The sequence below is a fragment of the Sulfurimonas sp. genome (assembly GCF_023228785.1).
Classification (GTDB): Bacteria; Campylobacterota; Campylobacteria; order Campylobacterales; family Sulfurimonadaceae; genus Sulfurimonas.
The window spans coordinates 1-7,900 of sequence record NZ_JALOAN010000058.1 but is presented as its reverse complement, the minus strand read 5'-3'; the positions used below and the strand labels follow the sequence as shown (position 1 = coordinate 7,900).

Here is a 7,900-nt window from a genome sequence, read left to right as displayed (position 1 = left end):
CTTTATAATTACTACTCATCAAAGCCCTATATTACGAAGTTTTATGACGGTATTGTACCATTTTAGGGATTAAAAGAACCCTTATTTAAGAGTTCTTTTAGAAAGTTCTTTCACAGTCTCAGAGCGATGGGAACGAGGTAGAGTCTTAGTCTACTCCCACTCATCATACTTAGAATTTATGTGTTTGTCTTTTTTGTATCTTCTAGCGTTTTTATTTTTGTCTAGTTGGTTTGAACTGTAGAGTATCTCATCTCTTATCTCATCTATCTCTCTTTGAGTATCTTTATATGAAATTATTTTTGCTACTAATTTTTGTAGATCTTGTAAGTCACCTTTATATAGATCTATAGATTCGACTCGTTTTAAGACTTTTAATGCGTTTTCTATTTTTTTACTAAAGCCCTCGTTTGTTAGCTCTTTTGTGTTTGATAGGTAAGAAATGATGCTTTTATGAAACCTCTCTAAGGCTCTTACATACCTTAGTCTATTTGAATTTTCTACTATTTTTTTAGATGCTGACATGCTCTACCTAATATTTATTTATGCTCGATATAATTATACATTAATTTTACTCGCTGGAGAAAACTTGTACAAAACACTTCTTTTACTGCTTATTTTAACCGCTTCACTCTTTGGGGAGCTCAGACACGAATACCCATCACAAAAGATACTTGACTCTAAAATCCCCATCATAGATATCAGAACACCTGCTGAGTGGGTGGAGACTGGCATCGTTGAAGATTCTATCACTATTATGTTTTGGGATGAAAAAGGAGGCTACAACGTCGAAGCTTTTTTAACTGAGCTAAACAAAAAAGTAGATACCAAAAAACCATTTGCCTTGATCTGCAGAACGGGGAGTAGAACAAGCATAGTCGCTGACTTTTTAGCAAAAGAGTTAAGCTATGATGTTACCAATATTTTAGGTGGCATCGTCTATCTAAAAGCGATGAAACTAAAAACAGTTCCATATGGCAAACAGTGAGCTTTTTAAAATTTCTCTTTCATTTTAGCATCAGACTAATTATAGTCTTTGGTGCTATTGGGCTTTTTGTGTTTCTTTTATGGGGTATTTTGTATCTTTTGTTTTTGAAATAGGCTCGATTTTGTTAACCATTGCATAGAGTGTTGGTAGATACATTAGGTTTAAAAAGGTTCCCCACATTAGTCCAAAACCAATAGAAACAGCGATAGGTTGGAGTATAACTGCTTGTCCAGTTGCATAAAATATCAGAGAAAATAGACCTAAAAATGTAGTTACAGAAGTTATAACAATAGGGCGAAGTCTCTGCTTTGCACGTTTAAAAAACTCCTCTGATTTACGAGTCCCATGCAAAAAATCAAGCATAATGATCCCATCATTTATAACAACCCCAGCAAGTCCCAATATCCCTATAGCAGATGGCATAGTAAGGTTGATTCCTAAGAGTTTGTGTCCAACTAAAGCTCCCAAGATCGAAAGAGGTATGACACTCATAACCATAAGTACATATTTTATTTTTGAAAAAATCAGTAAAAGTGTTAAAAAAATTAAAAACAATGCAAGTCCAACTGCTGATTTCATGTCAGCTCCCATCTGGCTTTTTTTCTCTTTTTCCCCTAAAAGTTCTACATTAATCCCAGAATTACTTATCTCCTCTATAGAATCTTCAAGATCATCTAAGATCTCTGTTGGAGTGATGATTCGTTTATCTACACTAGCAAATAGTGTTTTTACTATATTGCCATTTAGTTTATCAATCTTTTCATAATCTCTAACCTCAACGATACTCGCTATATCAGTTAATTTTACAAATCTACCATCAGCTAACGCTATGTTAAAATCAAGAAAGTTTTGAATATCATCTTTGTTACTATCCTTAGTCTTTATCTCCATAACTCCGCGTTCATTAAATGTTGTAGCTTGTTTTTTTTCCAAAAAGTAAGAGCTTAAAACTTTAGCAATAGAAGCCTCACTTTGACCTAAACTCTCTCCATAAGAGTTTATCTTGATCTTGTATTCCATTTTTCCGTACTTGATATTGTTACTATAGTTTTTTATGCCCTCTAGCTTAGATATTTCACCCTCTAGTTTTCTTATGGCATCTTCTAGTTTTGCATCATTACTTCCTGAGAGATTTATCTGAATATCACTTCTTATAAGTCCTGATTGATCTTCTATTACTCCAAGTTCTACCATGTTGTACTTCTCTTTAAATGGCATGACTAGTTCTTTAAGACGAGGCGAGAGCTCGAAAGTTTGCTTTTGTCTTCTTTTATCAGGGTTGTTAAAGTCAAAACTAAAGTTTAAAACAGGGTTTAAGTACTTGTTTATCCAGTCACTATCCTCTCTATCATAAAGTTCCATAGTTATATAAAAAACACTATTATTTCTTTGAGTATCTCCAGATAAGCTTCTTCTATACCCCGTGGTTGATGATATCTCCTTTAATGCAAATTCATCAGAGTGAAGAAGGAGAGTCTCTTGTATCTCTTTTGCAATTGCATAGGTATCTTCAAGAGGTGTATTTATATCCATCTTGCCAGATATATAGAGATTGTTTCCATCAAAATTTGGAAAAAACTGAAACCTCATTGAGCTTGCAGTAAAATATGTAACTAAGGGAATTATGATGATAAAAAGAGCTAAAAAGATTTTTTTATACTCTATAAAATAAGATAAGACTCTAACATAGAGGTTTTGAAATGGCGTCCAATCTAAAAAGTTGTTACTTTTTCTAAGTATCTCTTGTGCGTGAAGTGGTAAAAAGAAGAAACTCTCTATAAGTGAACCTAACAAAATCATTATCACAACTATGGGAATTAGCACAAAAAACAGAGCAATCTCACCATGAAGCATAAATATAGGTAAAAATGCCATAACAGTAGAAATAGTTGCAAGTGTAACAGGAAGCAGCATCTCTTTAACACCTATAATGGCCGCTTCATAATTGTCCATGCCCTCATCTATATGTCTTTGAATATTCTCACCCACAACAATGGCATCATCAACAACTATACCGATGACTATCAAAGCACCCAAAAGTGAGACGATATTTATTGAGTATCCCATATAGTAGATAAAAAGAAGTCCAATGATAAAAGAAAAAGGAATCCCCATAGCTACAACAAGAGCTACCCGTAAATTTATCAATACCCACATAGATATAAAGACTAGAGTAAGACCTAACATCAGGTTTGATATAACAGTATCTAACCTCTCTTTTACAATTTTAGAAGAGTCTCTAAAGAAGTTAAATGAGATCTTTGGATATTGTTTTTCCAATACTTTTGTATACTCTCTTAGCTCTTTTGAGAGAGTTATAGAGTTACCCTCTTCTGCTTTTGAGATGACAAGATTTAGAGTCTGTAAGTTGTTAAAAGATGCAAGTGTTTCAGTCTGTGGATACTCGATTGCCACCTTTGCAATATCGCCTAGTTTTACATACTTTGAGTCAATATTTAAGATGCTCTCTTGCCACTCATATATATCCGCTTTGCCATGTACGGTTGAGAGATATACAAAGTTTCCTCTTTGTTCTATATCTCCTATAGGAAAGATATAAGAGAGATCTGATATAGCTTCTAAAACACTAGAGTGCTTTAAACCATAAGCCAAAAGTGCCTCAGAATTTATACTTATAGAGACCTCTTCCTTTGAATCTCCACGGATAAGTATCTCACTAATATTCTTCATCCTAGAGATTTTCACCTTTATCTCTTTGGCTTTTTGTGTTAATTCACCCTTTGTAATGCTGTCTGAAGATAGAGAAAGATTTATAAGAGATCTAGATCTCTCTAGTAGCGTAGCTACTGGCTCGTTCATATCTGATGGTAAATACTTCCTTGTTAGAGCGATGGAGTCTTTTACGCGAGATAACAAGTTTACTTTGTTTGCATCCTCATTAAGTGTAAGAAGAACTACAAATGCACCAGGAGTGATAACTGTCTCAGTCTTATCTATCCCACTTATATTGCTGAGTTCTTCTTCAATATCTCGAACAGCCATCTTATCCATAACACTAGCACTAGCTCCACTATAAGCACCACGAACGCTTATCTGGTCAAGTTCAACATTTGGAAAGATCTCTTTTGGGATATTTATATAGGCATTTATGCCCATATATGTTAAAAAAACAAGTAACATATAATTTAGTCGCTTGTTTACTATAAAGTAACTTATAAATTTCATCATGTTTTTACAAAAGTGTCTTTATAACAGTGCTTACACCTTGATGAAGATTGTAAGTTGAAATAGGAAAATCAAGTTGTTCATCTTCTAGATTTACGTTGTTCGCACTCAAGTAAGTTCCTAATTTACTAAGATCTATATCCTCATCTGATTTTTGCATTTTAAATGCAAGAGATTTTAAACTTACAAAGTCACTCCATCTAAAAAAAAGCTCGGGAGTTAGCTCCTCTACTTCTTTGCCTTCTGGGTTAAAGAGTTTTTTCTTATCTCTTAAAACTACAAGTACGCTTAGTATTGCTTCACTAAAAGGAACAACTCTACTAGCCCAAAATTCAGGCTCATTTTTTGTTTGTAACTCTTTTGCTAAATAAGCTGTTATTTCATCGACTGTAGCACTTTTAAAAAGTTCATAACTCTCTTGTTTCATTATAATTTCCTCTAATTTTTAATATCTCTGTATTGCCAAATCGTTTATATGTCTATTTTCTATTACATCTTGGTTTGGTGTATCTGCAAAAGTATCATACTTTTTTAAAGCCTCTATGATTTTTCTCTCTAGTGCATTTGGTTCTTGGTATGTTATGTTTAGTATAAACTCTCTTCCACCAAGATAGTTCATAACCCAAAGCTCTTTGTTTGAGGGGTTAAATGTTTTTCGCACATTTATTGCAGCCATTAGATCTCGTATGTTTTCGCCTCTACTTTTTGAGTCGTTTGAGACAGTTTTGTAGATCTCATACATTAAAGAACTTATTGCCTGTGCATCTGCATCGTTTTGTGGTTTTTCATCTAGCATGGCTAAGAGTTTTGAGACTTTTTTTAAGTACTTATACTGAGGTTTTAAACCCTCAAGTAAAACTGCTCTAGCTGAGCCAAACTTCGCAAGGGCTTCTAGTGCTATCTCAAAACTACTCTCATCTGTGCTTAAATCGTACTCATTTACTATAAGTTTTGCTTCTTTTATACTCATTTTACAAATCCAGCTTCTCTTAATTTTTCTATGATCTCAGCATCATTCATACCCTGTTTTTTATAGATATTTGCCCATGTTTGAGCCTCTTCGTTAAACTCTACTGCTTCTTTTGAGTGCATAGCTTGATGCTCTAGTGTGTTGTAATGCTCTATTAGTTTTGCTATGTTCATAATGTAGTCTCTATGAAAAGCGGCTTTTGGGTTGTTAGAAAAAAGCCATCTTATCGCATCAAAAAACATCTCTGGAGTTCTGTTTGTCTCTTTTAGATGAAGCCTTAACATATACTCTGCGTCCATATTTCTATGCTCTTTTCTTATAAAGTTTCTTTGAAGTTTTTTTCTCTCTTGATCAAAAAAGTTCACAACTCTTTTTATTTTTAAGTTAAGATCATCACTCTTTGGATCTAGTACTTTTGTTTTTTTCACTAGTGCATTTGTATCTTCTTTAGTAAAAATAGCTTCGAGTGAGTTTATGTCGTAGTTCTTACTTAAGTTTGCAAAGTATGGCTTTAGTTTCTCTGAGATAAAGACTCTAAAAAAGTCATGTTGGATCTCTAAAGTTGTAAAGTAGCTTGTATAAAAAACGCAATCTTCTTCTTTTATTTCTAAGGTTTTTGACAAAAACTCAGCAAAGTTAAGCTCATCTGTAAAGTCTCTTTTGTTAATAATGTAACACTTAAACTTAGCATCGCTCATCTCGACTTGTGAGACAACTTGTGCTAAAAACTTCGCCTCAGTTTTGTTAAGTTTTTCTATAAATGTGTACATAAAGCTCCATACCCGTTGTTTTATAAAATCTATAACTAATCTCTTATTTAGTATAATTCCACTCTTAAATTAAAGGAAAAATATTGAAGATCAGTAAAAGTTTTTTAACTCATTTTATAGCTGTGATTTTAGCAGTTTTATCTTTTGTAGTAGCTGATGAATACAGCTCACTACTTCTTTTAACCTCTCTTTTTGCACTCTCAGGAGCTATTACAAACCAACTAGCCATTCATATGCTTTTTGAGAGAGTTCCATTTCTTTATGGATCTGGTGTTATTCCTGCTAGGTTTGAAGCTTTTAAAACCTCAATAAAAGAACTTATGATGAGTGAGTTTTTTACAAAAGAGCAACTAAATAACTTCTTTAAAAATGAAGAAAAAAAGATAGATCTAGAGCCAATCATTAGAGAAACTGACTTTTCTCTAGCTTTTGATGCACTCTCAAAAACTGTAATGGAGTCCTCGTTTGGTGGAATGCTTGGGATGTTTGGAGGAGAAAAAGCTCTAGAGTCTCTTCGTGAACCATTTTCTAAAAAAATGCAAAGTGCAGTCTCAAAAATAGTAGCAAGCGAAGCATTTAACAACACACTTCAAAACCACATGCAAAACTCATCTCTGAGCGATGATATGTTAGTCTCAATAGAGCAAGTCATAGACTCAAGACTAGATGAGCTAACCCCTCAAATAGTAAAAGAGATAGTCCAAAAACTAATAAAAGAACATCTTGACTGGCTAGTTGTTTGGGGCGGAGTTTTTGGTGGGTTGATAGGATTGTTCTCTTCTTTGATCGTTACTTAAAACTTTTTTACTCGCTTTATTTTCATCACGTTTTATACTCTTCTTTTTAGATAAACTTATAATTCCTGGTGAAAACTTAACAGCGAGAATCCTAAAAATAAAAAACACAAATATTACAAATAGTAAAAATACTATATCGAAGTAATCTCTGTGTTTATTTGCACTTAAGATGATGACATCTCTAATTAAAAATATAATAAAAATATCGATCACAAATCGAAGTCGCAAAGTCTCTTTTTTTATAAAATCAGAGACCATCTTTACAATCTCCATAATAACAATAAACTCCAACATAAGAATAATAGCCTTATAAAATTCAGCTGACATAATTATTATTAGTAAAAAAATAAATGTCGCTACTAAGACTTCATAATTGGTGCTAAAGTATTTTTTTATTTTTCTTATTGCTTCTTTCATAATAAAATATCTCATACAGTTATGATTGTACGATATCTCCTCCAACTTGGGCAAATTGTAGTAACTTCGCAATTGAGACTGCTCTATCAGCAATTTTTTCAAGTCTTCTAAGAGCGCTTAACATATCGAAATATTCTTTTGAGAGATCAAGATTTGTCGAGATAAGTTTTAAAATATTTTTCTCAATCATTAAGTATAAATCATCAGTTTTACTCTCTTCTACAATCACTCTATGATATTTTTCTTCAATATGTTTAGCATCAGTTTCATCTATGATTGTTATAGCCGTTTGCAGAGATAAAAGAGCAGACTTAAGCAAAGGGATTGAGTACTCTAAAATCATCTTTGTATTTAAGTCATCACTATAAGATTTCTTAAATTTTTTTGCAAAATCTTTTGCATTTGAACCAGTTCTTACTAATTCATTTGTAATCTTTAAAAAAGAGACAAGCTGTCTTAAGTCTCTTGCTTCTGGTGAATAAAGAGCTAGAGTGCTTACTATTAAGTTATCAATCTCATTTGATTTAACTTGTAGTTTTTTTTCACTTATATCTATATTTTTCAAATCATTGATATTTTCTTCTTTTAATGCCTTTAAACATAACTCTAATGACTGAACAACATCAGTTGCAACTCTAAAAATTTCATCTTCTATATTTTTTAATTTTTCTTTATATGTTTTTAGCATCATCCAAATCTCCCTGTAATGTAGTCTTCTGTTTTTTTATTGTGTGGATTTATAAATATAGTTTCCGTCTCATCATATTCGATGAGT

Annotated in this window: 9 protein-coding genes and 1 pseudogene; 2 read left to right on the top strand and 8 right to left on the bottom strand. The window is 32.6% G+C overall.

The window, feature by feature from the left end:
* Positions 1 to 150: 150 nt before the first annotated feature.
* A complete protein-coding gene (locus M0Q24_RS10970) occupies positions 151 to 522 on the bottom strand; it encodes a hypothetical protein (RefSeq protein ID WP_295050605.1) in 372 nt (123 codons plus the stop codon).
* 64 nt (positions 523 to 586) lie between these two features.
* Between M0Q24_RS10970 and M0Q24_RS10965 the strand changes: the two genes are divergently transcribed.
* Positions 587 to 985, top strand: coding sequence for a rhodanese-like domain-containing protein (locus tag M0Q24_RS10965; protein ID WP_295050603.1), 399 nt, complete (start codon positions 587 to 589; stop codon positions 983 to 985).
* 54 nt (positions 986 to 1,039) lie between these two features.
* Here M0Q24_RS10965 and M0Q24_RS10960 read toward each other — a convergent pair whose 3' ends face one another.
* Genes M0Q24_RS10960 through M0Q24_RS10945 form a run of 4 tightly spaced genes read right to left on the bottom strand, consistent with a single transcriptional unit; the run spans position 1,040 to position 5,911 of the window.
* Positions 1,040 to 4,171, bottom strand: a complete 3,132-nt coding sequence (locus M0Q24_RS10960) for an efflux RND transporter permease subunit (RefSeq protein WP_295050602.1) — start codon at positions 4,169 to 4,171, stop codon at positions 1,040 to 1,042.
* Positions 4,172 to 4,178: 7 nt separating this feature from the next.
* The gene (locus M0Q24_RS10955; RefSeq protein WP_295050600.1) at positions 4,179 to 4,598 is read right to left on the bottom strand and encodes a hypothetical protein; all 420 of its coding nucleotides are present in this window, start codon (positions 4,596 to 4,598) and stop codon (positions 4,179 to 4,181) included.
* 18 nt (positions 4,599 to 4,616) lie between these two features.
* Complete coding sequence (locus M0Q24_RS10950) at positions 4,617 to 5,141, bottom strand: hypothetical protein (protein WP_295050598.1); 525 nt, start codon at positions 5,139 to 5,141, stop codon at positions 4,617 to 4,619.
* Entirely contained in the window at positions 5,138 to 5,911 is a 774-nt protein-coding gene (locus tag M0Q24_RS10945; protein WP_295050596.1) for a hypothetical protein, read from the bottom strand. The genes M0Q24_RS10950 and M0Q24_RS10945 overlap by 4 nt, the downstream gene beginning before the upstream one ends.
* An 83-nt stretch (positions 5,912 to 5,994) precedes the next feature.
* Between M0Q24_RS10945 and M0Q24_RS10940 the strand changes: the two genes are divergently transcribed.
* Positions 5,995 to 6,708 carry a DUF445 family protein gene (locus M0Q24_RS10940; RefSeq protein WP_295050594.1) on the top strand — a complete coding sequence of 238 codons (714 nt, stop codon included), beginning with the start codon at positions 5,995 to 5,997 and terminating at the stop codon, positions 6,706 to 6,708.
* Here M0Q24_RS10940 and M0Q24_RS10935 read toward each other — a convergent pair.
* From M0Q24_RS10935 to pstB, 3 genes and pseudogenes are all read right to left on the bottom strand, one after another.
* Positions 6,643 to 7,035 carry a phosphate-starvation-inducible PsiE family protein gene (locus M0Q24_RS10935; protein WP_295050607.1) on the bottom strand — a complete coding sequence of 131 codons (393 nt, stop codon included), beginning with the start codon at positions 7,033 to 7,035 and terminating at the stop codon, positions 6,643 to 6,645. The two genes, M0Q24_RS10940 and M0Q24_RS10935, sit on opposite strands and share 66 nt — an antisense overlap.
* Before the next feature lie 109 nt (positions 7,036 to 7,144).
* On the bottom strand, positions 7,145 to 7,816 hold the full coding sequence (locus M0Q24_RS10930) for a PhoU domain-containing protein (RefSeq protein ID WP_295050592.1): 672 nt from the start codon (positions 7,814 to 7,816) through the stop codon (positions 7,145 to 7,147).
* Positions 7,813 to 7,900, bottom strand: a pseudogene (pstB, locus tag M0Q24_RS10925) (phosphate ABC transporter ATP-binding protein); the annotation flags it as partial. The gene M0Q24_RS10930 and the pseudogene pstB, both read right to left, overlap by 4 nt.

Coding starts and splice junctions, on each gene's coding strand:
- M0Q24_RS10945 (WP_295050596.1), bottom strand. CDS start 5,911: ATGTACACATTTATAGAAAAACTTAACAAAACTGAGGCGAAGTTTTTA.
- M0Q24_RS10950 (WP_295050598.1), bottom strand. CDS start 5,141: ATGAGTATAAAAGAAGCAAAACTTATAGTAAATGAGTACGATTTAAGC.
- M0Q24_RS10935 (WP_295050607.1), bottom strand. CDS start 7,035: ATGTCAGCTGAATTTTATAAGGCTATTATTCTTATGTTGGAGTTTATT.
- M0Q24_RS10960 (WP_295050602.1), bottom strand. CDS start 4,171: ATGAAATTTATAAGTTACTTTATAGTAAACAAGCGACTAAATTATATG.
- M0Q24_RS10930 (WP_295050592.1), bottom strand. CDS start 7,816: ATGATGCTAAAAACATATAAAGAAAAATTAAAAAATATAGAAGATGAA.
- M0Q24_RS10970 (WP_295050605.1), bottom strand. CDS start 522: ATGTCAGCATCTAAAAAAATAGTAGAAAATTCAAATAGACTAAGGTAT.
- M0Q24_RS10955 (WP_295050600.1), bottom strand. CDS start 4,598: ATGAAACAAGAGAGTTATGAACTTTTTAAAAGTGCTACAGTCGATGAA.